The organism is Geobacillus subterraneus, assembly GCF_001618685.1.
GTDB classification, from domain to species: domain Bacteria; phylum Bacillota; class Bacilli; order Bacillales; family Anoxybacillaceae; genus Geobacillus; species Geobacillus subterraneus.
In genome coordinates, this window is record NZ_CP014342.1 from 2,575,977 (window position 1) to 2,600,895 (window position 24,919).

The following is a 24,919-nucleotide window of genomic DNA, read 5'->3' on the forward strand; positions in this document are numbered from 1 at the left end:
GATGCTGCGGCGGCTTAGCCTTCATTGGTCGAGTCGAAACAACTACTTATTGCCGCTCTTTTTGCCTCTCTGACATATACGCCATCACCTCTTCAGCCACAAGCGGCGGGCAAAGCGCATACCCTTGGGCGTAGCTGCATTGCAAATCGCGGAGCCGTTCGAGCTGCTCCGGCGTCTCAACCCCTTCAGCAATCGTTTCCAGCCCTAACCCGCGCCCCATTGTAATCATCGCGCTAACGATGGCTGCGTCGGACGCGTTGGCATGCAAATGTTCGATAAACGCCCGGTCAATTTTCAAAATGGTCGCCGGCAGCTGCTTTAGATAATGGAATGAAGAATAACCGCTCCCGAAATCATCAACGGCGATGCCAACGCCGAGCCGCTTTAGCTCATCGAGCGTCCGCATCGTGCTCGATAGATGACGGAGCATTGAATGTTCGGTCAGTTCGAGATGCAAGCATGACGGCGGCAATGTTGACCGCTTGAGCGCTCGTTTCACATCATCAATAAATCGTTCATGCTGAAATTGTACAGCAGAAACATTGACAAAAACAGCTAATTGATCATTGCCCGTTATGTCCTGCCACCGCTTCGTCTGCCGGCAAGCGGTTTGCAGCACCCACCGGCCGATTTCATGAATCCATCCGGTCTCTTCAGCCAGCGGGATAAACTCATCCGGCCGCACCAGTCCAAGCTCCGGGTGCCGCCAACGAATAAGCGCCTCTGTGGCGATGACCGCGCCGGTACGCACATCGACAATCGGCTGGTAGCAAAGAAACAGTTCATTTTTTTCAATCGCCTTGCGCAAAGAGCTGCCCATTTCAAACCGGTGAACTGCTTCCTCATTCATGTGTGTGCAATAGCGCTCCACCCGGTTGCCGCCGCTTTTTTTCGCGTTGTTCACTGCAATGTCGGCATGGCGCAACAGCGTATGTTCATCCGCTCCGTCATCTGGAAACACGGCTAACCCGATGCTGGCTGTAACAAAAAATTCTTTTTGGCCATACACTGTCGGTTTCGCCACTTCGCGCACGAGGTGAAGCGCCGTTTCGGCTGCCGTCTCGGCGCTCGTTTTTAACGGAAACAGCAAGCAAAACTTATCGCCATGAAACCGGCCGAGCTGCGCCCCGACCGGCAGTACGCGCTTCATGCGCTCAACTAGTTGGCGCAAAATATCATCGCCGGCGTAATGGCCAACGCTGTCGTTAATCCATTTAAACCGGTCGAGATCGATGAAAGCGACCGCTACTTTCCGCTGTTTCCGTTTCGCTTTTTCCAGTTGATTCGAAAACAGCTCCATCCATTTCGTCCGATTTGGCAAGTTTGTATCCGGATCGTAGTACGCTAAGTAGGCGATTTTCTCCTCTGCTTTCTTTTGCTCCGTAACGTTGTGCCCAATCCCGTAAATGCCGACTTTTTTTCCATCCACAATAATCGGGATGTTTTTCATTTGAAAAAGAAGTTGTTCTCCTGACTTCGTCGGAATTTCCAACTGGTATGTTTGCACATTTCCGCGCAGCGCCCGGTAAAAATAGCGGGTGACGCGGGGAATGTCACTTGGGTGAACGTACTTGAGCGAATTGGTATATAAAATGTCTTCTTTCCTATAGCCAAGCACTCGTTCAAAAGCAGGATTGACGCTCGTAAAACGGCCGTGCAAATCGGTGGAATAGACGATATCGGTATTATGTTCAAACAGCGACTTATATCGCTGCTCAGACATTTGCAGGCGGGCGTAAAGCCGCTCCATATCGCGCGACGATGTCGACATCAGCTGCGCTAATGTCGTGATCCCTTCCGGCGGCAGCGGCATTTCGAAAGCTGGCCCTCCCTGTCCCGACGCCGCCTCTTCCGCTAGCGAAACGGCAGCAAACGCCCCTAGCCGCACGGTTGTATACGCGTCTTTGACCATTACTTCCATCGCCGGAAAGAGGGCGGCTTGTCCGAACGCTGAAACCATCCCCTCGAGCATTGGGCGCGTATACCCTCCTAATGCCGTACTATAGTAAAATATCATTTCTTCTATCGGTTGCTTAGCCGCTTGCGCCGCCAGATCGTGCATGCTCCAGTAAAACGACGGAGCATGAACGTAGGCAAACCTCACTTTTTCCCCTTCGCTGACATGACCGTTGACCGCGACCGCCCCGTTTTCACGCACCCGTGTGATCGGCAGGCAAACATACTGCCCATTTCTCTCGACAACAAACGGAAACTCCATTCCGGAAAGCGGTAAGCGCTCCATAAACTCTTTCCCTAAATACCGTTCCAAACAAAGTGATGCTTTTTGCCCGTCGAGTTCGTCAATCTGTTGGCCAGCGCTTTTCGTTATTAAAAACGCCAACCCGATCGGTTCCCATAAAAACGGGGAGAAACAACGAACCCGAAGTGACGCACCGCTGAACGAGACAGCGACCACTCCCTGATCAAGCCGGCCATCGCGCGAAAATAAAATGCAGCCGTCCGGAAGGGTGCAGCCGACGACGGTCATCCGCTCGTTCACAAGCGGCAAATGGCGGAGAAGAGGGAGCAAAGCGGCACGGCAATCGGTAAACAACAAAAGCAATGCCGTCTCTTCGTGAATGGCCGCCTCTTCGATCTTTGCAGCCAGCTCGGCTGGATGGACATCATCAACCGCCGGGAATGCCACCGACGAAATGCTCGATTCCGTCATTGACATCACGTCGGCTAAAAACGTCGTTTCGCCGATGATCGGCAACGGCCCCGCCATCCCGACAAGATGGGCGCCCGGCCAACGGCGCGCCGCTAACTCGACCGTGCGGCGCACCTTTTCTTCATCGTCAGCGGCGACTTGGATGAACAACGACTCGGGCGGCACAGAACAATCATCTTCGACTAGCCGGTGCAGTTCCTCGGCATGGCGGCAGCGCAGCGAACGCATAACCATTGACGCCTCCTTCTATTAATCAAACCATTCTGAACATTCGAAAAGTACCGTTGGTTTTAACATACCACATTTTTTGCGCAAGAAAAAGCGGCAACCCGCTGTTAGGCTGCCGCTTTGTTTAGAACACATCAAAGCCGAGCGGCAATAGCAAACCGAGGAATAACGTCACAACGAGCGCAATCACCCATTGCGTCCATCCTGCCGCCGCGCTTTTTCCTTTTTTCCCCGCCATCAACACCATTTCCATCGCTCCGATTACCCATAATCCAGCGAGCGCCTTCAACAAGTAAAGTCCGGAAATCGTGGCGATGCTATGTAACAAAAGCAAACCGGTGATGATCGTTATAATATAAAACAGCCGCAAAATCATTTGTACGATGTTGGCTTTAGCCGCCCCTGAGCGCTGCATCGACACAGCGATCAAAAACAAGATAATCATAATGATCCAGCTCGTAATATGGACATGCGTCAATTGAGATCCCTCCAACTTTTCCATGGTCATCCTCATCATAGCATGGGCAGCGAGCCGTTGACAAACATTACGAAATGCGAAAAGCGCCTCCGTTTTGGATGGCGCTTTTCATCTGCATACGATTCCTTTTCCCTTGGCTCATTCCCCTACTTTATTGCGTAGCGTGCCGATTCCTTCGATCGTCACTTCGACGACATCGCCCGTTTGCAAAAAACGCGGCGGACGCATTCCTTTGCCGACCCCAGCCGGCGTTCCTGTCGCAATAATATCGCCTGGCTCAAGCGTTATGCCTTTTGAGATCGTCTCAATGATCGATTCAATCGGAAAAATCAACTGTTTTGTGCTCGCCTGCTGGCGCACTTCGCCGTTCACCCGCGTTTCGATGCGCAAATCGTTCGGATTTGGAACCCATTGGCTCGGCACGATCCATGGCCCCATCGGACAAAATGTATCCAAGCTTTTGCCGAGCAAATATTGTTGATGCCGTTCCTGCAAATCACGAGCGGTCACATCATTGATGATCGTGTACCCAAATACGTAATCGAGCGCTTCTTCGCGGCGAATGGCCCGCCCTTTTTTGCCGATGATCAAGGCGAGCTCCCCTTCGTAGTCTACTTCATCAGTGACATCCGCATGGCGCAAAATCGTTTCCTCATGGCCAATGACAGTCGTCGGCGTTTTCGAGAAGACGATTACATGTTTCGGCACATCGGCGGCATCTCCTAATTCAAGCGCATGGTCAACATAGTTTTTGCCGATGCAAAAAACGTTTTTCGCCGGCCGTGGGATCGGGGCAAGGAGGCGAACATCGCCAAGGCGATAGACGTAGTCCGGCCCCGGGTGGCGAAGCGCCCAATCGATGACTTTCCGGGCCCGATCCAAAAAAGCGCCCCCTTGGGCGATGGCCTCTAGCATCGACGCTGGAATCGTCTCTTTGCCGTCCATCGCTCGTTCGGCACGACGCAAATGGATAGCCGTCTCCTCCCCTTCCGGCACCGCTCCGACCCATGTTTCTCCGTTGAAAACCGCCGTAATGAATTTCATTGCTTCCTCTCCCTCTCTACCTAAGTCTTCCGCTGCACACAGGGACGGGCATACAGGCCGCACCCGTCCATCCCTCCCCATTGCGGCGCATCGCCCATTCTATTCGCCGTCCAAGCGAAAAAGTCCTGTTTTTTGTAGAATTTTGTCTGAATTAGGAAATTTACCACTTATTTTCCCGAATCGCTTCCTTTTTCCGTCGTTCTATGTATAATAATGTTTAGTTTCCACTATGGCTGTCGGTTGCGACCTTAGCCATACAACAAAGGTCTTGCTTCGGTCACTCCCAGCAGCAAGCCTCAACCAACATTTCAATAGAATTGATGGTGAAGGAAATGGTTCTCTTGCTAATTGAAGAAAAACGGCAACAAATGATCGAATTGGCGCTCACTCATGGGTTTACAGCAAAAGAAACGATCCACTGCAGCCAAGAACTTGATCAATTGATCAACCAATATTTGCGGCAAACAATGGCTTTTGAACCGCCTGCTCCATCCGTCCAATAAGCGACGGATTTTTTATTGGCCCGGCTGGCGCCGAAAAGGCGGACGCATCCCGTACGTTCCCCATCTCCACAGCCATTCGACCGGGCCAAACCGAAATCGGGCGAACCAGCGGCGGCTTGCCCATAAACTAGCGGCATAGATCCCGATCGCCAATAGCGCTCCTTGCCATTCGTTCAACCGCCCGTACCACCCGAGCCCATAGCTGTAAAAAAGCGACGTGCAGATGAGCGACTGAGCGAGATAGTGGGTGAGCGACATTCTCCCAGCATCTTGCAGCCATCGCCACGCCGGCCGCCCATTGGCTTTCCCGCAAACAAACACAGCAGCAGCAGCGTAGAACACCGCCAAAACCGCGCCGCCAACGTTGTCCTGGATATACATCGTCAACGTGTTGGCCCCGATCCAGTACGGAATCGCTTTTAGCGCCAAGCCGAGGCATAGCGCCACGCCCATGAAGCGGCGCAACGTCGCGGCCGGATAGCGTTCGGCCTCAAGCCAACGCTCTTTGGCGGCGTAGGCGCCGAGAAGGCAAAACGGCAATACAGCCAAGAGCGTAAATAGAAGCCCGCCATCGCTATTGAGATACAACCAATCGTGCCATCGCTGCCAAAACACATCGCGAAACGTTCCACTTTGGTAATGGCGGAGGGCTGCAGCTGCCTCTGCCTCTTTGCCCTCAGTTGCCCCCGTCCATCCGGCCATCATACTTATGGCCAGCAACAACGCTACGAGGCTGTGAAAAAGGAAAAAACCGGCCAGCGCCGCCGTCCGCCACCAGCGCGGCGGGGCGTTTATGAACAAAAGCAACATCAGCCCAGCAAGCGCGTACGGAATTAAAATATCACCAAACCAAAGGCCGAACGCATGAATGGCGCCGAACATCAACAAAAGAAGGAAGCGGCGCAGCAAAATCGGAATCGGCCGCTTCCCGCGCTCGCGCAATCGGTGGCAAAGGATGGCCGTGCCGAATCCGAATAAAAAGGCAAACAGCGGATAGGCGCTCGCTTCAAACAAAAGATCGATGACCGCGGCAACCGCGCGGTTGAGGGCGCTGCCGCCGACGTCTTCCACATATAACGCCGGCGACGAGAAATAGCGCATGTTGACAAGCAAAATGCCAAACAAGGCAAACCCGCGCAGGACGTCAATCGCCGCGATCCGTTCTGCCGATAAAGATGTCACACAACCCCTTCTTTCTATCTTTTCGCTATGCCGAAGGAGGCGGCTCACTCAGCGGGCACCCTCATGTCATCGCCAAACGTTTCGCCCCATTACGGAACAGTCGTCAGCCTTGCACCGCCAAGCCCTCCGCCACATATCATGATCCGCCCTTCTGCCGTTTTCGCTTTCTGTCTCTGTTGTCAGAGCAGCAAGCGCGCACGTCACGCCATCAGTTGACATAGCGCCCCGTTTTTCCTATTGAATCCCAATATTGGCGGCGCAAATGCACTTTTTGAATTTTTCCAGACGCGGTCTTCGGCAGCTCATCCACAAACGTTACACCCGTGATCGCTTTAAAATGGGCCAACTTTTCCCGCGAAAAGGCGATCAGCTCCCCTTCGCTCACCGTATGCCCCGGTCGAACGACGACGAACGCATGCGGCGTTTCCCCCCATTTTTCATGCGGCACGGCGATGACGGCCGCTTCAAGCACAGCCGGATGCTCATAAAGCGCCCCTTCGACTTCAATCGAGGAAATGTTTTCTCCTCCGCTAATAATAATATCCTTTTTCCGGTCGACGATATCAATATGCCCGTATTCATCGACTGTCGCCATATCCCCTGTATACAGCCAACCGTCACGAATCGTTGCAGCCGTCGCTTCATCGTTTTTCCAATACCCTTTCATGACGCCGTGGCTGCGGACGATCACCTCACCGATCGCCCGTCCATTCTTCGGCACTTCCTCTCCATTCTCGTCGACGACTTTCACCTCGCAGCCGATCATCGGATAGCCGGCTTTCGCTTTCAGCCGCTGCTTTTGTTCGGCAGGCAGCCCGTCAAGCTGCGGGCGGATAAGTGAAATGGTGCTGAGCGGAGACGATTCCGTCATGCCGTATACTTGAACGAATTTCCAGCCGAGTTTTTCTTCGACGCGCGCAACAAACGCGGGCGGCGGTGCGGAACCGGCAATGACGACCCGCACCTGTTCCGGAACGTCCGGCTTATGTTGCTCGTAATATTGCAGCAGCATGTTAAGCACGGTCGGAGCCATATGCATAACGGTCACACGATGCTCGTTGACAAGGTCAAAAATGGTTTTCGGATCGACTTTGCGCAAACCGATCTGCGTCGCTCCGTTAGCGGTGTAGTAAAACGGCGAACCCCAGCCGTTGACATGGAACATCGGCAGCACATGCAAATACGTATCACGGTCGGATACAAATAGATGATGCATCGTCACGAGCGCATGCAAATAATTGTTTCGATGGGTCAACATCACTCCTTTCGGATTGCCCGTCGTCCCGCTCGTATACAGCAAGCTGCATACGTCGTTTTCGTCGATCATCGGGCGCGGAACGGGCGCGGCCGATTGGGCGGCGAGCCATTCGTCGTAAGCGGTTTCAGCGATTGCCGCATCTGTTTTATGGTGAACGATGATCTCCTCGACCGTCTCAAGTTGATCTTTGACAGGCGCAATCAACCCGTACAGCTCTTCATCAACGAACAACACTTTGCTTTCGCTATGGTTCAAAATGAAAACATAATCGTCCGGTTTCAAACGCGTATTGAGCGGCACCATCACTCCTCCCACTTCAAATACGCCATAAAACCCTTCGAGCATTTCGAGCGTGTTAGGAGCTAAATATGCCACGCGATCCCCTTTACGAACTCCAAGTCCCCGCAGCCCATTGGCGAGCCTTCGCACCCGCTCGCCAAGCTGTCGGTACGTCACTGTCCGCCCCGAACAAATCATTGCCGGCTTGTCCCCGTACAGGGCCACAGCGCGGTCTAAAAAATGGGTAAGCACAAGCGGTACGTTCATCTCCCTCTCCCCCCGGCTATATATTTTAGAAAATTCACAATTATATTATATAGGAAGATGGGCAAAAGAAAAAGACGGCCTTTTCCCGTATCGACCGTCTAGTTGTTTCCTTTCGCCCCCGCATCAAACACATCGGGATCCACCGTATTCGTGACGCTGCAAAACGTATTTGTTTGCAAAAAGTCACCTGTATTGCCGCCGCCGGCACCGGAGTTCGTTTTTGATGTGCTTTTTGGAGCGATTTGTAACACATCCCCCATGTTTACGGTGCCGTTGCCGCCCACGCTCGTAACCTTAATCCCGCCAATCACGATCGCTGGCATCGCCTTCCCCTTCCTTTCTGGCCATTCTTTTTTATCATATGCTGTCAAGCCGTCTGCCACTTGGACACCCGTCCCGCATTGAACCGATTTTTCTCCGCATTCATACAATGCAGTAACGATACGGGGGGAAGGAGGAGCTCTGATGCCTTCATTTATTAGCGGCCCGATTAAAATTACCCATGTGAGCGGAGACGGAACCGTCAATTTTGGCGATGTATTGCAAATCGCGCCAAAGAGCACGGCCAAGTCGCATACCGGCGCGGGCGGCAGCAACAACGGGGATTTCTTGCAGACGAATACGTTTGTCAGCTTTACCAACACCGGCGATCCTGACATTTTGGACTCGAATAATGCAGCGAACAATTAGAGCGAACGTTTTCCGGCTTGTGCCCATACATTAGTAGTAACTACGAAGCAGGGAAAGGAGCATGCCCCCATGCCGGCTTTTGTCGGAATCGTGAAACTGAACAGCGTCGGGAGCAGCGGCGTGTTCCATATTGGCGATGTGTTTGCGATTTCCCCACAAAGCGTGACGAAAACGTTCGCTGGCGCCGGTTCGTTTAACACCGGCGACGGGCTTCATGTCTATAACTATTACAGCAACACAAATACGAACGACGCTGATGTCGCCGATGAAAATGTCGTCGGAAACGTATAGAGGAGGGGAAGGAGGTTGAACGTTTATATCAGCCAAAGCATTTGCATCCATCAATTGCGGATCGGTTCGGTGACGAATTCATCCGTTTTGCAAATCGGCAGCGCCGGCAGCATTCAGGCGCTGTCCACGCTCGCCAACACCGGCGGATTCACCGGCCCGGTCCCGCAGGCGACCGTGCCGCTCGGTCCGCAAGCGCAGGCGGCCGCCCCTCTCGTCCCTCTCCATTCAGCCACTCGCTAAATTCAACAGAAAACAGTGATGAGGACCAGAGGCCGTCCATATATTGAAGTAAGAGGGCTCTGGGGAGAGGATGATGGTGCACGATGAGTTTATACGAGTATTTCGTCAAGCTGCACCGCTATTTATCATGGCAAACAAAAAAAATACAGGCGCTTGAACAACGCCTTCACCTTCTCGAAGTCCGGCTTCGGGAAATCGAGGCCCAACCGCGCACATCGATCGAACGAATCGAATATAAGTTTGATCAATTAAAAGTGGAAACGCTAGAAGGAACATTAAACATTGGGATTGCCCCGCCGGGAGCCGGGGGAACGATTGAGGACTTTGCCGTTGAACCGGTAAAAACGGTGATTCCAAAACCGGAACCGGTGCTGATGCGCCCCATTCAAGAAAAAGTGGCCGCCTATCTCAACAAGGAAGCGCCAGAAACGTTAAAACAGCTTGAACGTCAATACGGCCGCCGCCTTGACGACACGTATCGGCAATTTATTTTGCAAGACATTGCCCGCCAGACCGATGACCGCATTCGCTTTTATTTGCAGGAAAAAGCGAACCAAGGCTACGTTCCGTCCGACGGCCGCGACGAAGCAGTCGAAAATGAAATTTTCCAGAAGGTAAAGGCTGATATTGAACAATCCCTTGACGCGTTTCTCAAACATTTGCCCACGGGGGGAGAAGAACCATGAATTATACGGTCATCAACCGCGATGTGCATGTCGGCGATATCCGCCTCGTAGCGGTCGCCAGCGCCTCGCTGTTTTTAATCGGCGACGCTGATGTGATCAACTTGTCATCAGCGTTTGACACACCGCCGGAATCGCTTATTATCGGCCCGTTCGTCCCGCTCGTGCCAGCTCGAGGGGAAGCACCGTGAAACGGACGTCAGTAGTGCAGGCATTTCATGCGGAAACGCTGATCATTAGCTCCGTACTGCAAATCGGTGACTCGGAACGGATTTCCGCCCGTACGCGCGCCTTGGCCGTCCAGCGCCAATATGAGCTGTTTTTTGGCCCGGAAGGAGAACAAACATTCCCGATTTTTACAAAACCGATCCCGCGCTGGTCTTCCCCGCCGCCAGTCGCTTCCCGGCGGACGCTCCATCACTCTCCGGTCATTTCGGTCCGGTCAGTTCGCGTGCTTGGGATTTCTTCGTCAGCTGTCGTCCATATCGGCTCAACCTCCACCGCAGAGGGGGAGGCACGAATTAAACATATTCGCCAGCTGGCTGACTTTGCACCGGGCGCGCAACCAAGAGGGAGGGATTCATAATGCCTTCGTTCGTCGGTCCGATTAAAATCAATAACGTTGGAAGCGGCGCCGTCGTCCAAATGGGGGATTGCCTGTATATTGCGCCGAAAGTCGCCACAAAAACACAAGCCGGATCCGGCGGTTTCAACACCGGCGACTTTGTGATGACAAACAACGCCATTAGCTTTACGAACGCGTTTGACCCAGATGTGTTTGACCAAAACGTCGCCGCTAACAACTGAACATTGTCAAAAACAAACAAGGGGGCAGATCGCCCCCTGTTTTCTTTACCGAGCACTTGTTTTTTTGTTCAACGGTTCACTCCTTACATCGTTTCCAGCCGGACGCGCGTGCCGCGGCCGGACGGCTCAGCCGGCTCAACGATGAGCCTCCGCGGCAGACGCGTGCGAATTTCTTGAACATGGCTAATGACGCCGACCGCCAGCCGTTGTGTATGCAGCTTTTCCAAAGCGGAAATGACCATATCGAGCAGTTCGGCATCAAGCGTGCCAAACCCTTCATCCAAAAAGAAAAACCGGAGCGGATATTCGCCGCGCAGCTGAATTTGCGCCGACAGCGCCAACGCCAGTGACAGTGAGGTCAAAAACGTTTCCCCGCCGGAGAGCGTCGCCACCGGCCGTCTGACGCCGCCGTTGGCATCATCGCGGATGAGAAATCCGCCTTGCGAATCGAGTTCAAGCGAGTAACGGTGCCTGGTTAACCGTTGCAGCCGCTCCGCGGCGATGGCTGTCACTTGTTCGAGTTGCTCTTCCGCCATAAACTCAACAAAACTATTGCCGCGAAGCAGTGTCTGCAGTTGCTTATACCGCTCGATCTGCCGGCTGAGCTGCGCTTGCTTCGCCTCAAGTTCAACAAAACGGGCATGTTTTTTTCTCAACTCCGCCACTTTGGCTTGAATGGCCCCAAGTTGTTGCGTCATCGTTTCCATTTGTGCTTTTCGCTCGGCGTATACGCGCTGCAGCATCTCCCATTGTTCAGCGCTCACCACCGCCTCGCCGAGGGCGGCCGCAAGTTGAGCCCGGCGGTGCTCCGCCTGTTCCACTTGGCGCCAATAGCGGCGGATGGCTTCGTCCCACTCACCGCATTGCTCTTTTGTCGCCCTCGCCCGTTCAGCTTCTTCCGCATCGGTAAACGCCGTATCGGCAAGGGCGCGGCGCCAGCGGGCGAGCGCCTCTTCTTCGCGGCGAACCCCTTCTTCATACGCCTGCTTGGCCGCCTTTGTCTCGCTTTCTAGCGTCTGGTGCTGTTTTTGCGCACGTTGCCATTCATCATACGCCTGCTGCTCGCCGCTTTGCAGCCGGCGCCATTCAGCTTCCGCTTCCCGAAGCTGCACAGCCGCCGGGCTGGGGCCGGCTTTCTCGCGCCGCTGCCGTGCATACTCTTCCGATAACTGCTGTTTAGCGTTAATAAGCGAATCAAGGCGTATGCGCTCCGTCTCCATCCGGCGCTGTTCTTCGGCCGCTTCTTCTTTGGCCCGCTGTTTTTCTTCTAAAAACGGCACGCTATCCTCAAGCCGTTTTTGCACGTCGCGCCACCTTTTCTCTTGTTCGCGCAGCTGCTCGTATACCGCATTGATCGTCTCGAGTGAAAACGAAGGGTAGGCGTGTCTCCACTGCTGCTCAAGCTGCTGCCGCTCCTCTTCGAGACGCTGTCTTTCCGCTTGCAACGCTTCCCTGTCAGCGGTCGCCCACCGGCAGGCGTTTTCCGCTTCGCGCCGCGCCGTTTCCGCTTCGTTCCATTGGGCGAGCGCCCGATAAACAGATTCTTTTTGCTCAATGACATCTTGCTCGAGCGCCCGCACTTCAACGGTGACATCGTCCACCTCTTCTGCCGGGCGGCCGGCGGCAAAGATAGGGGGCGCCCCATGGCCGGCGGCCAGCCCCGCGAGCTGTTCAAGCTGCGCCTTTAGCGAGAACAAGACTTGTAAATCTTGCTCACACTGCCGGCGCTCCTGCTCGAGGTTAGGCAATTGCCCGTGGCCGGAAGAATGCGGCATCGTGGACGAATGCGGATGTTCGCGCGACCCGCACACCGGGCACGGCTCACCAGGGCGGAGCCGTTCGGCCAGCACAGCCGCCAGTTCCGCCGTTCGCGCCTCTTCCATCCGCTTCCGCTCCGCCTCCATGTCTTGCTGCAGCGCGTACAGCCGTTTTTCGACGTCCTGCTGCCGCTGACAGACGGAATGGTATGTTTTCTCTACGAGCCGAAACAGCTGCTGAAGCCGGGCGCCGACGGCGGCAGCCTGGTGTTCCCTCTTTGCCCGTTCCTCTTCCGCCTGGCGCCACATCGCTTCCTTTTGCCGGAGCTGTGCATCAACACGGGCGATGGCGGCTGCCGCTTGCTCGATTTGCCGCTTCTCCCCATGCGCCTGCTCCACTTCGTCTTTACCGGCTAGCGCCTCCGCATACCGCTGCAATTCTTCTTTTAGCTCCTGCTGTCGCTTCATGCCGCGTTCATACCAGGCAGCCGCTTCTTCGAACCGGCGTTGCGCCGCTTTCTCGCGAACCGCTAGCCGATTTCGTTCCTCATTGAGGGCAGCAAGCTCATGCGTGAGCGCCTCCATTTGCCGCTCGAGCTGTTCTGCCTGGCGCAGCCGCTCCGTTTGCGCCAGCAGCTCCGGTTCGCGGCTCGCTTTTTCCTGCCGCGCCTGTTCGTAGCGGCGCACCGCTTCCTCGTAGCCGGCCTTGGCTTCCTCGAGCTTTCGCGCCAGCTCTTCGTAGCGCTTGGACGCCTCTGCCCGCAAGCGCCGCGCCTGTTCGTATTGTTCCCGGTACGGCCAAATGCGCTCCGCCTGCTCAGCGCGTTCCTTTTTTTCTTCGAGCGCACGGATTTCCGGCTCACGCCGGCGCAGCTCGGCCAGCTCCCGCTCGACCGCTTCTTTTTCTTGCTGCCACGCCCAAAGCTGTCTCGTCCGTTCAACATCCGCTTCGACGTCCTCGAGCTCTTTTTTCCGCTTGGCAAGCAGTGTGGTCAACTCCCGCTCCTCCGCTTCCGCTTGTTCGAGCGCGGCTTTTGACGCATCGCCAAGCCCTGCCTTCTCCGCTTTGATTTTTTCCTCTTCTTGCTCAGCTACGGCAAGCCGATCTTTTAACTTTTTGTTTAGTTGGTCGCCGTACCGCTCAAGGTGGAAGAGGCGCTGCAGCATTTGCCGCCGCTCCGCCCCTTTCAGCGATAAAAATTCAGCAAATTTACCTTGCGGCAAGACGACCGCCCGAGTGAAATCCTCCATCGTCAAACCGAGCAACTGTCCAATCGCCTTGTCCACATCGGACAGCTTGTCAGCGAGCACGACCGGCTCCGGCCGATGCTCGATCAGCCGGCAGACAGCGCTTCGCGTCCGCCATTCATCCACTTTTTTTAAACTGCGCTCCACCGTATACCGTTTGGCCCCCGCCGCATGTTCAAGCTCAAATGTAAACGAGACGAACAACTCCTGTTCAGCATGGTTGATGATCGCTTGGGTGCGGTTGGCGGCCCGCACAACACTGCCGTACAACGCCAGCGTAATGGCGTCTAAAATCGTTGACTTGCCGCTTCCGGTCGGACCAAAAATGCCAAATACGCCGCCATCACATAGCGTGGTGAAATCGATCGTCTGTTTTTCGCGGAAGCTATGAAGCCCGGCGATCGTCAGTGAAATCGGCTTCACTCCTCTCCCCCCTCTTTCTCTTCTTCCGCCGCCAGCTCTAAAAAGAGGCGGACGAGCTCTTCATCCGGCGTCTGCCCCCCGGTTTGCCGTTTGTAAAAACGGCAGAACATCTCTTCGAGCGAGAGCGTTTCGCGGCTCATTTCGGCCGTCTCTTCCACCCGCTGCGGAAACACCGGACGGATATGGACAAAACCCGCATGAAGTTTACGCAGCCGATAAATTTCTTCCATGGTTAGCGGTTCGGTCACATGAAGCTCCAAATCAACCCAGCACGATGGGTCTTTTCCTTCCTCGCACCAGCGGTACACCTGGGCGAGCCCTTCCGTCGCTTTCCAACGGACGAGCGGCTTTCCGGCGGCAAGCGGAATTTCCGTCACGCTGGCCGCCCCGCCCGGATGGACATCAACAACCGTGACCGACTTGGCATGCCCCGCTTCAGAAAAGCTATAGGCAAGCGGAGAACCGGAATAGCGCGCCGCCGTCTCCGCCCGTTTGACGTCCTGCGGCCGATGCAGATGGCCGAGCGCCACATATTGGGCGGCCTTCGGCAAACTCGCCGCCGCCACTGTATAAGCGCCGCCCACTTCAATCGGCCGCTCGGAATCGGACGTATGGCCGCCGGCGACGTAAAGATGGCTCATCACGATATTGACCGTCTTCTCGGTGAATGAGGCGGCCATCGCCGTTAACAGCGCACGGATGCGGTCATCATACCGGTCGCGCAGCGCCGTTTCCCGATGGTCGGACGACAGCAGTTCGGCGAGGCGTGATTCAGACGGATAGGCCAACGGCGCAAGCATCATCGTTTCTCCGCACGATGGGACGTCAATCTGACAAACGGAAGCTTCCGGGCGGCCGAAAAGAAAAATATGATAATCGGAAAGCAGCGTCCGAGCCGCGCTGATGCGGTCCGGATGGTCATGGTTGCCGCTGATGACGGCGACCGGCCGGCGTCCCTTGTCGGACAGGCGGGCTAAACTTTCGTAAAACAATTGCTCCGCCGCCGCCGGCGGATTGACGGAATCGAACACATCGCCGGCCATTAAGATGACGTCAATTTGTTCGTTCCTAACGATTTCGACAAGCTCGTCGATAAACGCTTCCTGCTCAGCCAGCCGGCTTCGGCCCTCGAGCGTCCGCCCGAGATGCCAGTCGGCCGTATGCAAAATGCGCATCGTCTCTCCCCCTCCGCTTCACTCCACTGCGAGAAAATATCCACCGTCAAACGAGTATAAGTAACATTCCGCCACCGGCACGCGCCAAATTTGCTCAATGGCTCGCCGATAGAGGCGCATTTGCGCCCCGTAGCGGCCAAGCAAAAAGCGGGCGGCCGCCTCTTTTTGACCGGCGAAGCGGCCCGTCACTTCATCCGTCTTATAGTCGATCACCACATAGCCGCGTTCATCGGCAAACACGCAGTCGACCACGCCTTGCACGAGCAGGCGGCGGCCGCCATCCATCCCTTCGCCGCCGTAGAGTTCGTCAGCCGGAAGCCCTAAGCTGAACGGCACTTCGCGGTATACTTCGCCGGCGGCGCAGAGGCGCCGGCCGATGTCCGTTGCGAAAAAGGCGACGATCGCGGCGGCATCGACCGCTTCAGCTTGCTCGGCCGACAGCAGTTCTTTTTCGACAAGTCGAATGATTTGGTTGCGGATCGACGATTCGTCCAGCGGTGCGTGCAAATCGAGATGGCGCATGACGACATGAAGCGCGGTTCCTTTTTCAGCGGGTGTCAACGTTTTTTCCTGCATAAAGCGCGGCCGGACAAACAGCGGTGCCGTCCCTTTGCGCGGCAGCCATTCGTCCGCCTGTTCGCCAAACAGCACCCGCTGTTCTTTCAGTTCTGAGACTGACTGTTTCGCGCGCACGGCCGTCTCCTTTTCGTAGCGATACCGCCATAACAGGCGGCGCCTTGCTTCCTCCTCCCATTCCCCGCCGATTGAAACGGGGCGGCCTTGTTCGAGCGCGGCAAGCGTGCCACCATCCTCCCGGTCGGCTGACATCTCCCCGCCGCGCAAATTGGCTGCCGGCACGATCGCAAGACGCCACACCGACGGATGGGAGGCAATCTCCGGCGGCGCTGACGCATCCACTTCGATTAAGGCGCGCCCGTCTCGATGGCGGATGAGCGCCCGGCCGATCCAATCTAAGTACGAACGGGCCGACGCCCGCACATCGTCAGGAAGGAGCCAGCCGCTTTCAGCGGCAATGCCTTTCCATTTTTCAATCTCCTTGTCCGCATCATTGACCGAAGCAAGCAAGTACAGCTTCTCTTTTGCCCTTGTGAGCGCCACGTACAAAACGCGCATTTCCTCCGCAAGAAGTTCAAGCCGCTTTTTCACTTGAATGGCCAACAGCGGCAGCGTCGGATAGCTGATGCGCAGCCGCGGATGGACAAACCGGGCGGCAAATCCGAGCTCTTTATCAAGCAAATACGGGGAATGCAAGTCGCGCGTATAAAACGGGCGCGCGAGTCCGGCAAGAAACACGATTGGAAATTCGAGCCCTTTGCTGCTATGGATCGTCATGACGCGCACGACATCTTCCTGCTCGCCGAGCGGACGGGCCGCCCCTAAGTCGTCGCCGCGCTCTTGCAGCCGCTCGATGAAGCGGAGAAAGCGGAACAGCCCGCGGAATGACGTCGACTCGTATTGCCGGGCGCGGTCATATAGGGCGCGCAAATTGGCTTGCCGCTGCTTCCCGCCCGGCAAAGCGCCGACAAAATCATAAAACTGCGTATCGCGGTACAGCTGCCAAATCAGATCCGCTAATGAACGGCGGCGCGCCATCGTTCGCCATTCTTCCAACCGGTCGAGAAAAGCCATGGCTTTTTTCTTGGCATTCTCCTCCTCCTCCGTTTCCGCCGACTTCTGGCAAAACGCTTGCAGCGCCTCGAAAAATGCGCCTTTCGGGTCGCTGAGGCGGATCATAGCGAGCTCGTTTTCATCAAACCGAAATAGCGGTGAGCGGAGCACAGCCGCCAGCGGAATATCTTGATATGGATTATCGATCACTTTCAACAGCGACAACATAACCGAAATTTCCGTCGCTTGGAAATAGCCGGATGACAAATCAGCCGCTGCCGGAATGCCATGCGCCTGCAGCTGTTCAATGAGTTGCGGCGCATTTGTCATCGAACGGACGAGCACGACGATATCGCGATACATGGCACGCCGCGGTTGCCCGCTCGAACGGTCATACACATAAAACGGACGCGAAACGATCTCCTTTATTTTTTCGGCCATCAGGCGAGCCTCAAGCTCCGCTGCCTCAAGCTCGGCCGCTTCCTCCTCTTCCTCTTCCGATGCGCGCTGCCGGTCGATGATCATCACCTCCGGAACGGCATCCGTCCCATCCGGATAATCGGCGCCGTACGTAAGCTGCGCCGCCTCATCGTAAGCCATTTCTCCGACCGCTTCCCCCATGATTTGTGCAAATAGAAAATTCGTCCCATCGAGCACCTCGGCGCGGCTGCGGAAGTTGCTCGCCAAGTCGATTTTCATTCCCCCTGCTTCCCCATCACCGGTAAACCGCTTGTACTTATCAAGAAACAACATCGGCTCGGCAAGGCGGAACCGGTAAATCGATTGCTTGACATCGCCGACCATAAACAAGTTGCCCGTTCGCTCGCTTCCTTTTTTGACGAGCTGCAACATCGTTTCTTGGACGAGGTTCGTATCTTGATATTCATCAACAAGCACTTCATCAAACTGCGCCTGGTACTCCAAAGCGGCCGATGACGGCTGCCATTCGCCTGTTTCCGGGTCGCGCTGCCGCAAAACGCGCAAACAGTAATGCTCCAGGTCGGAAAAATCAACGATCCCTTTTTCCCGTTTCGCAGCTTCAAACATGGCGGAAAAGCGGCGGACGAGAGCGACGATCGTTTCGACGACCGGCTTCATCTCGCGCATGTGACGAAGCCAAGTAGACGGGCGAAGCGAAAACACGTTGTCGCGCAGCGCTTCGATTTTCTTTTTCGCCTGATCGCGCAGCGATTTCGCTTCATCGATGAGCCGCGCCTCATACCCGTCGCCGCGGCAAGCCGGGAGCCGCCCGAACGACAGCGATTGCAGCGCATGATGCAGCCTATCCCACGGCCCAGCCAGCCGTTTTTCCAAATCGGCAATCAAGTCCATATCTTCGTCCAACCGTTTCTTGTACGGCTTCGGTCCTCTTTCTTTCTCGGCAAGCTTCAAAGCCAAGCCGATAAGCCGCTTGGCCGCCGCCAGCTCCATCGCCGCGTGCTGGGCGATATAGCGCGCCGGCGGCAGCGTTTCGATGGGCGTCTGTTCATCGACATCATACATCGATACTAGATTAGCCAGCCATTCATCCGGCGCCGGATGGGAACGAGAGAATTCATAGAGCGCCAAAATCATCTCCTGCAACTCGGCATCGCTCCGGTCACTAGTGTAAGCATCGACAACGGCGAAAAAGCGCTCGTTGTCCGCCTTCCCGTATTGTTCCTCGAGCAGTTCCTCAAGGACGTCTTCCTTCAACAGCTCGATTTCCGTCTCATCGGCAATGCGAAACGACGGATCTAAATCGAGCAAGTAATAATACTTGCGGATCACATCCAAACAGAATGAATGGAGCGTCGAAATTGAGGCGCGGTTGAGCAGGCTGAGCTGACGCCGCAAATGGAGCGAATGCGGACGCTTGGCAAGCTCCCGTTCGAGCGCTTCACCAATTCTCGCTTTCATCTCGGCTGCCGCTGCATTCGTAAACGTGACGACGAGCAGGCGGTCAATATCGACCGCTCCTTCTTCCGCCGTCACCTTTTGAATGATTCGCTCGACGAGAACGGCCGTTTTTCCGGATCCGGCCGCCGCCGCGACGAGAATGTCCCGGCCGCCGGCCGCAATCGCCTTCCATTGTTCATCTGTCCACCGGCTTCCGGCCGGTTTCGGGCGAATCGTAGCGTTCACTTTTCGTCCTTCCCTTCCGCTAATGTTTCGATCACCGCATCCTTCGTCTGCGGAGCAAGCTTCCGATATTCGTTGCTAGGCAACGCCTCATCGAATTGACATACTGGCTTAAAGGCGCAAAACTCGCACGCCGTTTTGTTTTTCAGCTTATACGGGGCGATGGATACGACACCGTCGGCGATCTGTTCGCCGATGTCGGTAAACAAGCGGCGAACATGTTGACGGAGCGCAGCAAAATCAGAGGCGCTGGCCACCGAAGAACGCGAGTGGATCGCCCCGTTTTTTGTTAGCTGAGCGGGCACAATAAGCGACCATTGCCCGTTTGCTGCTTGGCTGTCCATCAGCCGGATCGCCTCGGCATCGGCAAGCAGCAGCCCGCGCATCCGAAACGGTTCAAGCAGCTTTCTCTCCAGTTCCATTTCGTCGTCCAGCCATTGCCGTGCTTGAATGATCGGATTGTGAATATGAAAATAAAGCACCCCGGCCGGCAACGCTGGCTTGCCGACAAGCTGTTCAGCATACGTCAGCACAATATCAAGATACGTGAACATTTGCAGCGCTAAACCGTAATAAACTTCCGTCAAATCGAGCGTTTTGGCGCTCGATTTGTAATCGATGATGCGAAGGAGCACGCCTTGGCTGCTTTCCGCCTGATCTACGCGGTCGATCCGCCCGACAAGCTCCATCACCGTTCCATCGCGAAGCTGAAAGCGAAGCGGCGGCAAGTCGCCGCCCGGTCCGAACGCCAACTCAAATCCGACCGGGGCAAAGCCGCTCGCCCGCGCATGTTCGCTCAATACGTGCGCCGTGCGAGAGACAACGTTTTTCAGCTTCCGTTTCATATATTCATAGCGGCTCGAGCTCGATAACACTTGTTGCTGGATGAGCGGGGCGATCCGCTCGACTGCCTCATCCGACAGCCGCTCGCATTCCGATCTGGATAGCTTTTTCCAGTCAAGATGCTGTTCACGCACTCGGTCGGCAATTTGCTTGATGGCCGCATGGAACAATTGCCCGACATCCGGTGCCTCAAGGCGGAAGACGTTCCGCTCTTTCAAGCGCAGCCCGTGTGAGGCGAAATGAGCGTACGGGCATTTTTGAAACTGCTCCATGCGCGAGACGCTCGCCTGAATTTTTTTTCCGTACAGCCGCCGGCTCCATTGTTTTTTGAGCGCCGCCGCCTGATTCGTATAAAATAGCGCTGACACCGCCTGCCCTACTCGCCCCTTCCATTCCGGATGACTGATCAGCACATTATATACATCCCACCAAAGCGGAGCGATGCTGTAATTTCGCTTCCACGCCCGCAGCTGGCTGATGAGATACGTCTGTGTCGCCCGCGGCGCGGTGACAAACGCCTCCGGCTTCTCTTCGGGGGCATCGAACGGATCATTGCCGCATAAATGAACAGATACACGTGGAAACAATTGAACGAGCTGCTTGATGAGCGGGGACGGCATGAGCGCTTTCCCCTCGCCATCGGCAAGCGGATATGTAACGTATAGCCGTCGGCTCGGACAGGCAAGAGCCAAGTAAACAAAAAACGGATCGTAAAACAGCTGCTCCCGCCCTCCCGGCGCAAGCGTTACCCCGAGTTCGCGCAATTGCTCCCGCTCAACCTCGGCCATGAGTCCTTCTTCTTTCGCTTTAGCCGGGATGACGCCGTCATTGGCGCCGATGATAAACGCATACTTGACATCAATCAAGCGCGAACGGTCGAGCTGGGCGACGATCACTTGGTCGATCGCTGGCGGAACGAGGGCGAATTCCAGCCGGTCGAGCCCGGCTTCGATAATTTTGGCAAACTCGGCAAGCGGCAGCGGTTCCGCCCCGAGCATTTCGACGTATTGGTCGAGCAAGTCGACGACCGCATTCCACGCTTGTTCGTGCTGGCGCGCTTCGATAAGGCGTCCGTCCGCTTCCGCCTGCGCGCTCATTTGTTCTAGTTTTTTCGGAATTTGCAACTCTTCTAAAAAGAGATATAACGCCGTGCAAAGACCGCGCCCGTCGGCAGCCCGGCGCAGACGGCGCTCAAGCCGGCGGAGCGGGGCCGCCAGCGCGTCACGCCATTCATTAAGCTTGTCCTCAAACTGCCGCTCCTCATCCGTCTGCGGCGCATTCAGCCCGTCAAGCGCCTGATAGCGCCGGTATGTCCAACGTTCACCGCTTGTCCACTTTTCGCCTTTCACCCCATAGGCGAGCACATAGTTTTCGAGCTTGTCAGCCGCCTCGCGCCACATGGCCAAGTCACCGTCAACCGGAAAGAGCAAATCCGTTTTGACAGCACGAAAAACCGCCTCATAACGCCAGCGCGTCACTACCGTCTCCAAAGCAGCGCGCACGAGTTCAATGAGCGGGTGATGATGCATCGGCTCTTTTTCATCCATAAAATACGGGATGTCAAAGTCAAAAAACACTGTTTTCACAAGGTCGCGATACGCTTCTGTCTGGCGGATGATAAGCGCAATGTCGCGATAGCGCGCCTCTTCATCGCGGACGAGGCGGATGATTTCCCGGGCGACCGCTTCGATTTCCGCGCGGCGGTTGGCTGCCTCGTAAAGGCGGACCGCATCGGTCTCCGCTTCATACGGCAACAGCGGACGGCGGTGAAACTGCGCTTCAAGATGGGCGAGCGCCCCGTCTTGATGGCGGCGGTTTGCGGAAAGCACGACCGGCGGCTCGATCATAATATCATTGGCCAAAGCGAGCTCGCGCAACTGGCGGTACGTCTGCGCCGGCAAGTAAAAAAGATCGAGCTCATCCGGCATCCCTTCATCGTAAGGGCGGTCAGCCGTCAAGCACACGGTGACGCGCCGGCAGCGGTGAAGCAGCTGTTCAATAACCATATATTCTTGTGGGGAAAAATGATGAAAGCCGTCGATATAAATGTCGGCGCCGTGCAAGTAGCCGGAGCGGGGGATGTGCTCGGCGAGCAGGCGCAAATAATCTTCTGAGTCAAGATAATGGCCGAGAAGACTTCGTTCCAACTCCTCATAAACGAGCGCCACATCGCTTAACTTATCGGCTAGCAGCCGGCGGCCGGGCTGGCCTGATCCGCCCTCGAGCACGCCGGCATGGCGGCGGAGTTCATCCGGCGTCAAGCAATACCGCTTGCATTCTGTGATCATCTCGTGCATCTGTTCGACAAAACCGCTTTTCTCTGCCGCACGTCCAAACAGCTTCAGCTCTTGTTTGCGCTGTTCAATAATTTTTCGAATCATCATCTGCACGCCAACGTCGTGAACGTGGTAACGGTTCATGCCTCCTGTTTCTTGCAGCACGCGCCAGGCGAGACGCGGGAAGCTGAACACTTGGGCGCGGATCATCCCTTCTGTTCCGTCCGTATGTATTAGCGCGTATTCACATTGAAACGTCATTTGTTCCGGGACAAGATAGACGACCGTCCTTCCCTTTGGATCTTCCTGCAGCTGGCGGCGAATTTCTTCAAGGCAGAAAGCCGTTTTTCCACTTCCCGACCGCCCAAGCAAAAACCGCAGCGACATCGCAATCACCACCATTCATTTCCTTCATATTTATTCCATTTTAGCACAAACGTTCGTATTTGACGAGTGATTTCCACCCCGCTCATCTATTACAACAATGAAACAGCAAAAAAAGATCCCAAGGCAACTCCGCCCTCCCCCTCGTTGCCAACCGCAAGCTCCGGACGGCAAATTTCTGCAAAGAAAAAAGCTTTCCTCTCACCGGCTTTTGAGCACGAAAATGCTACCGTGCCAAAGTAAGCCGTTGCCCTAGAAGCGGAAAGCAAACTGTCCAAACGGCCAATAACGGAGGTCGACCTTACCGACGACTTGGCTGATTTTGACAAAGCCGAAATGGCGGCTGTCCCAGCTGCCGAGCCGATTGTCGCCGAGGACGAAAATGCAGCCGGCCGGCACCCGTTTTTCCCCAGTTACCTCTTCAAGGGTAAAATCGCCCGTCAGCTTGCCGCTGATCAATGTTTGCTTATACGGCCGCAAATACGGTTCCTCCACTTGTTTTCCATTGATATACAATATATCGTTTTTATATTCAATTCGATCCCCTGGCAGCCCGATCACCCGTTTTACATAATCTTTCTTTTGGTTGGCATGAAAAACGACAATGTCGAATCGGTGGATCGACCCGATTTCGTAACGCAGCTTATTGACAATGAGCAAATTGCCGCTTTGCAGCGTCGGCATCATCGATTTTCCCTCTACCATATAGCTGCTGAAAACAAAAAAACGGAGCGCAGCGATGAAGCAAATGGCGGCCAGCCATGGCCAGCGCTGCCTTCGTTTTTCCTTTTTCTTTTCTTTCGTCACTCCCCGCCCCCCTCGCTGCTTTGTTTTTCCGTCAGCGAAAATCTCGCCTCTACCCGTTTTCCTGCGTACCAAAGCAACAAGACGACCGCGGCAATGCCAGCCGTGCGCAACGGCTGCCGAACGAGCGCCACGATGTCATAGCCGATAAAACTGATTGTAAAAATCATGATCATCTTTCCGAGCAACACCGCGAGCACAAACTGCTGGCGGCTGATGCCCGACAGCCCGGCGACAATATTGACGAGCGCCGATGGGGTGAAAGGGAAACAATAAAGCAAAAACAGCGGGCCAAATCCGTGCCGTTCGATCCAGTGCATGAACCGGCGGACTTTTTGGTGGCGGCGGACAAAACGAAAGAAACGCTGCTGGCCGATTCTTCGCGTCAGCCAAAACACGATGAGCGAACCGAGCGAGGCGCCGAGCCATGAAATGAAAAACCCTTTCCACAATCCGAATGCAGCGGCGTTCGCCATCACAAAAACGACCATCGGCAAAATCGGAAAAAACGACTCGAGCAGCGTCGCGGCAATGCCGGGAAACACGCCAAATGAGCGGTAATGTTCAAGCAAGGAAAGCACGTGATCGAGCGTGAACCATTGTTTGAGCGTTTCCATATTCATGCATCTTTCTCCATTCAAATGCCGTTTATACTTTTATTTTACACGCCCGGCCGTGCCATTTGAACTCTTCTTTGTGAAAACCCATTTTTTATCATTCATGCTCTGTCACATCTTTTTCCTGCTGCATGCGGAATAGGTATTGGAGTTTGCGTTCTCTCGCCTCCATTCGATCCGCCAATTTCGTCCGCAGTTGGGCTGTTCGATATAATTGATTGACAAAGGATTTATAGGAAACATCGAGGGATACGCTTTTTCCATTGCGGAAATAGACGACGGTTCGCTCATATTTGGCAGGTTCATACTGATAGACGTGCATATGGGACAGCCAAACGCAGCCGGAATCTCTTGGGGAAGAAGTCGGGAAGACGTAAATTCCATTGGCCGGTTCGATGGCAATCGGCGCTTTGTGGGTGATGCCGATCAACGCCTTTGTTCCTTCTTTTCTGCCTTGGAAGCTGCAGCCGTAATAGTCGCAGCTATGTTTAATGATATCGGTTGGCGTTTTTTTGACAATATATTCGCCGTCTTCCTCAATGACCTTTGCATAGACATCACTGTTCAACAGGTACGGGAGAATCGCCATAGTATAACGGCTCACGACGAAATGTTTCAACACGATAAACTCATTCACTTTCATCGGTTCATCCCCTTCCTATCAACTGGATCACTATTCCTATCATACCACTAGAAGTTATATTTTTCTATATTTTGAAAAAGATTAGTGGGCTTTTTAGCACAAAAAAATCCCATGACAATCGTCATGGGGGTGTTATGAGTTTTCAAATGTTTGGCCGATCTCCTTGGCCGCTAAATATTCATTGGCCTGCTCAAGCGCGGTATGTTCACCGACCGAATTGCCCGCATACGTTTCTTCATTCATCCACCATTGCTCAAAGTGGAGGTCTGTGCTGACGCGAAATTCAGCGGGCATCAACTCCGGCAGATCGTCGTTTCTCTTTTCCATCCCATCGCCTCCCTACGCCTATAGGATGCGCCATCTTTTTCCTTTTATACA

At 54.9% G+C, this 24,919-nt stretch carries 22 protein-coding genes; 8 read left to right on the top strand and 14 right to left on the bottom strand.

Annotated elements, in window-relative coordinates; genetic code table 11:
• Positions 1-46: 46 nt before the first annotated feature.
• The 3 genes from GS3922_RS12525 to GS3922_RS12535 form a co-directional block, all read right to left on the bottom strand.
• On the bottom strand, positions 47-2,899 hold the full coding sequence (locus GS3922_RS12525) for an EAL domain-containing protein (protein WP_063167407.1): 2,853 nt from the start codon (positions 2,897-2,899) through the stop codon (positions 47-49).
• A gap of 124 nt (positions 2,900-3,023) precedes the next feature.
• The gene (locus tag GS3922_RS12530; RefSeq protein WP_063166619.1) at positions 3,024-3,377 is read right to left on the bottom strand and encodes a YisL family protein; all 354 of its coding nucleotides are present in this window, start codon (positions 3,375-3,377) and stop codon (positions 3,024-3,026) included.
• 138 nt (positions 3,378-3,515) lie between these two features.
• Complete coding sequence (locus GS3922_RS12535) at positions 3,516-4,421, bottom strand: fumarylacetoacetate hydrolase family protein (RefSeq protein WP_063166620.1); 906 nt, start codon at positions 4,419-4,421, stop codon at positions 3,516-3,518.
• A gap of 332 nt (positions 4,422-4,753) precedes the next feature.
• On the opposite strand from GS3922_RS12535, the gene GS3922_RS12540 reads away from it, so the two are divergent.
• Complete coding sequence (locus tag GS3922_RS12540; protein WP_063166621.1) at positions 4,754-4,924, top strand: aspartyl-phosphate phosphatase Spo0E family protein; 171 nt, start codon at positions 4,754-4,756, stop codon at positions 4,922-4,924.
• Between the two features lie 12 nt (positions 4,925-4,936).
• Here GS3922_RS12540 and GS3922_RS12545 read toward each other — a convergent pair whose 3' ends face one another.
• The 3 genes from GS3922_RS12545 to GS3922_RS12555 all read right to left on the bottom strand — a co-directional run bounded on the left by GS3922_RS12545 (position 4,937) and on the right by GS3922_RS12555 (position 8,233).
• The gene (locus tag GS3922_RS12545) at positions 4,937-6,106 is read right to left on the bottom strand and encodes a DUF418 domain-containing protein (RefSeq protein WP_063166622.1); all 1,170 of its coding nucleotides are present in this window, start codon (positions 6,104-6,106) and stop codon (positions 4,937-4,939) included.
• A gap of 208 nt (positions 6,107-6,314) precedes the next feature.
• The gene (locus GS3922_RS12550) at positions 6,315-7,910 is read right to left on the bottom strand and encodes a fatty acid--CoA ligase (RefSeq protein WP_063166623.1); all 1,596 of its coding nucleotides are present in this window, start codon (positions 7,908-7,910) and stop codon (positions 6,315-6,317) included.
• Between the two features lie 98 nt (positions 7,911-8,008).
• Positions 8,009-8,233: a spore germination protein gene (locus GS3922_RS12555; protein ID WP_033013815.1), complete on the bottom strand. Its 225-nt coding sequence runs from the start codon at positions 8,231-8,233 to the stop codon at positions 8,009-8,011.
• 142 nt (positions 8,234-8,375) lie between these two features.
• Here GS3922_RS12555 and GS3922_RS12560 point away from each other — a divergent pair, with 142 nt between their 5' ends.
• The 7 genes from GS3922_RS12560 to GS3922_RS12590 all read left to right on the top strand — a co-directional run bounded on the left by GS3922_RS12560 (position 8,376) and on the right by GS3922_RS12590 (position 10,621).
• Positions 8,376-8,600 carry a spore germination protein gene (locus GS3922_RS12560; protein WP_063166624.1) on the top strand — a complete coding sequence of 75 codons (225 nt, stop codon included), beginning with the start codon at positions 8,376-8,378 and terminating at the stop codon, positions 8,598-8,600.
• A gap of 69 nt (positions 8,601-8,669) precedes the next feature.
• Entirely contained in the window at positions 8,670-8,891 is a 222-nt protein-coding gene (locus GS3922_RS12565) for a spore germination protein (protein ID WP_063166625.1), read from the top strand.
• Positions 8,892-8,906: 15 nt separating this feature from the next.
• Complete coding sequence (locus GS3922_RS12570; RefSeq protein ID WP_063166626.1) at positions 8,907-9,131, top strand: spore germination protein GerPB; 225 nt, start codon at positions 8,907-8,909, stop codon at positions 9,129-9,131.
• Between the two features lie 83 nt (positions 9,132-9,214).
• Positions 9,215-9,817, top strand: a complete 603-nt coding sequence (gene gerPC, locus GS3922_RS12575) for a spore germination protein GerPC (RefSeq protein ID WP_063166627.1) — start codon at positions 9,215-9,217, stop codon at positions 9,815-9,817.
• A complete protein-coding gene (locus GS3922_RS12580) occupies positions 9,814-10,005 on the top strand; it encodes a hypothetical protein (protein WP_063166628.1) in 192 nt (63 codons plus the stop codon). Before gerPC ends, GS3922_RS12580 begins: the two co-directional genes overlap by 4 nt.
• Positions 10,002-10,400: a spore germination protein GerPE gene (locus tag GS3922_RS12585; RefSeq protein WP_063166629.1), complete on the top strand. Its 399-nt coding sequence runs from the start codon at positions 10,002-10,004 to the stop codon at positions 10,398-10,400. Before GS3922_RS12580 ends, GS3922_RS12585 begins: the two co-directional genes overlap by 4 nt.
• Positions 10,400-10,621, top strand: coding sequence for a spore germination protein (locus GS3922_RS12590; protein WP_063166630.1), 222 nt, complete (start codon positions 10,400-10,402; stop codon positions 10,619-10,621). Before GS3922_RS12585 ends, GS3922_RS12590 begins: the two co-directional genes overlap by 1 nt.
• Positions 10,622-10,704: 83 nt before the next feature.
• Here the strand turns inward: GS3922_RS12590 and GS3922_RS12595 are convergent, their stop codons facing one another.
• From GS3922_RS12595 to GS3922_RS12630, 8 genes are all read right to left on the bottom strand, one after another.
• Complete coding sequence (locus GS3922_RS12595; RefSeq protein WP_063166631.1) at positions 10,705-14,049, bottom strand: SbcC/MukB-like Walker B domain-containing protein; 3,345 nt, start codon at positions 14,047-14,049, stop codon at positions 10,705-10,707.
• Positions 14,046-15,224: an exonuclease SbcCD subunit D gene (locus GS3922_RS12600; protein ID WP_063166632.1), complete on the bottom strand. Its 1,179-nt coding sequence runs from the start codon at positions 15,222-15,224 to the stop codon at positions 14,046-14,048. The genes GS3922_RS12595 and GS3922_RS12600 overlap by 4 nt, the downstream gene beginning before the upstream one ends.
• A gap of 18 nt (positions 15,225-15,242) precedes the next feature.
• A complete protein-coding gene (gene addA, locus GS3922_RS12605) occupies positions 15,243-18,977 on the bottom strand; it encodes a helicase-exonuclease AddAB subunit AddA (RefSeq protein ID WP_063166633.1) in 3,735 nt (1,244 codons plus the stop codon).
• Positions 18,974-22,480: a helicase-exonuclease AddAB subunit AddB gene (gene addB, locus GS3922_RS12610; RefSeq protein WP_280527132.1), complete on the bottom strand. Its 3,507-nt coding sequence runs from the start codon at positions 22,478-22,480 to the stop codon at positions 18,974-18,976. Before addB ends, addA begins: the two co-directional genes overlap by 4 nt.
• Before the next feature lie 249 nt (positions 22,481-22,729).
• On the bottom strand, positions 22,730-23,236 hold the full coding sequence (gene lepB, locus GS3922_RS12615; protein ID WP_063167408.1) for a signal peptidase I: 507 nt from the start codon (positions 23,234-23,236) through the stop codon (positions 22,730-22,732).
• A 44-nt stretch (positions 23,237-23,280) separates the two neighbouring features.
• Positions 23,281-23,904, bottom strand: coding sequence for a TVP38/TMEM64 family protein (locus GS3922_RS12620; RefSeq protein WP_063166635.1), 624 nt, complete (start codon positions 23,902-23,904; stop codon positions 23,281-23,283).
• 91 nt (positions 23,905-23,995) lie between these two features.
• The gene (locus GS3922_RS12625) at positions 23,996-24,541 is read right to left on the bottom strand and encodes a competence protein ComK (protein WP_063166636.1); all 546 of its coding nucleotides are present in this window, start codon (positions 24,539-24,541) and stop codon (positions 23,996-23,998) included.
• A 132-nt stretch (positions 24,542-24,673) separates the two neighbouring features.
• Complete coding sequence (locus tag GS3922_RS12630; protein WP_063166637.1) at positions 24,674-24,868, bottom strand: hypothetical protein; 195 nt, start codon at positions 24,866-24,868, stop codon at positions 24,674-24,676.
• Positions 24,869-24,919 lie beyond the last annotated feature (51 nt).

Excerpts from the sequence above, each read along its gene's own strand:
- GS3922_RS12535 (WP_063166620.1), bottom strand. The coding sequence starts at position 4,421 with ATGAAATTCATTACGGCGGTTTTCAACGGAGAAACATGGGTCGGAGCG.
- GS3922_RS12565 (WP_063166625.1), top strand. The coding sequence starts at position 8,670 with ATGCCGGCTTTTGTCGGAATCGTGAAACTGAACAGCGTCGGGAGCAGC.
- GS3922_RS12550 (WP_063166623.1), bottom strand. The coding sequence starts at position 7,910 with ATGAACGTACCGCTTGTGCTTACCCATTTTTTAGACCGCGCTGTGGCC.
- GS3922_RS12620 (WP_063166635.1), bottom strand. The coding sequence starts at position 23,904 with ATGAATATGGAAACGCTCAAACAATGGTTCACGCTCGATCACGTGCTT.
- addB (WP_280527132.1), bottom strand. The coding sequence starts at position 22,480 with ATGTCGCTGCGGTTTTTGCTTGGGCGGTCGGGAAGTGGAAAAACGGCT.
- GS3922_RS12525 (WP_063167407.1), bottom strand. The coding sequence starts at position 2,899 with ATGCGTTCGCTGCGCTGCCGCCATGCCGAGGAACTGCACCGGCTAGTC.
- GS3922_RS12580 (WP_063166628.1), top strand. The coding sequence starts at position 9,814 with ATGAATTATACGGTCATCAACCGCGATGTGCATGTCGGCGATATCCGC.
- GS3922_RS12600 (WP_063166632.1), bottom strand. The coding sequence starts at position 15,224 with ATGCGCATTTTGCATACGGCCGACTGGCATCTCGGGCGGACGCTCGAG.
- GS3922_RS12555 (WP_033013815.1), bottom strand. The coding sequence starts at position 8,233 with ATGCCAGCGATCGTGATTGGCGGGATTAAGGTTACGAGCGTGGGCGGC.
- GS3922_RS12540 (WP_063166621.1), top strand. The coding sequence starts at position 4,754 with ATGGTTCTCTTGCTAATTGAAGAAAAACGGCAACAAATGATCGAATTG.
- GS3922_RS12560 (WP_063166624.1), top strand. The coding sequence starts at position 8,376 with ATGCCTTCATTTATTAGCGGCCCGATTAAAATTACCCATGTGAGCGGA.
- gerPC (WP_063166627.1), top strand. The coding sequence starts at position 9,215 with ATGAGTTTATACGAGTATTTCGTCAAGCTGCACCGCTATTTATCATGG.
- GS3922_RS12630 (WP_063166637.1), bottom strand. The coding sequence starts at position 24,868 with ATGGAAAAGAGAAACGACGATCTGCCGGAGTTGATGCCCGCTGAATTT.
- GS3922_RS12590 (WP_063166630.1), top strand. The coding sequence starts at position 10,400 with ATGCCTTCGTTCGTCGGTCCGATTAAAATCAATAACGTTGGAAGCGGC.
- GS3922_RS12625 (WP_063166636.1), bottom strand. The coding sequence starts at position 24,541 with ATGAAAGTGAATGAGTTTATCGTGTTGAAACATTTCGTCGTGAGCCGT.